Here is a 237-nt window from a genome sequence, read left to right as displayed (position 1 = left end):
CCGCTCCTCCTGTCCTTCCTGCCGTCACTCTTGTCGCACCAGTTCTTGTAGCAGGGAACGGAGTTGTCGCCGGGATGCAGGGCGGCGTGCGCGTGGGCGGCGTACTGGAGGTGTTCGGCCTCGACCGGGGTGCCCATGCGGTGGAAGTAGAAGTACCCCATGGCCTCGCGCCCGAGGTCCGGGTAGAGGGGCTTGCGGCTGACGGTGAACGGCACGCTCGTGCCGACGCCCGCGACC

1 protein-coding gene is annotated in these 237 nt (G+C 68.8%); it reads right to left on the bottom strand.

The window, feature by feature from the left end; translation table 11 throughout:
• Positions 1-237: hypothetical protein (locus tag BHU15_RS18580; RefSeq protein WP_438284967.1), on the bottom strand; the 237-nt coding region annotated here is incomplete at both ends.

Source organism: Streptomyces niveus (genome assembly GCF_001723055.1).
GTDB classification, from domain to species: domain Bacteria; phylum Actinomycetota; class Actinomycetes; order Streptomycetales; family Streptomycetaceae; genus Streptomyces; species Streptomyces niveus.
The sequence above is the reverse complement of the archived record's forward strand: the minus strand, read 5'-3'. Positions and strand labels throughout refer to the sequence as shown.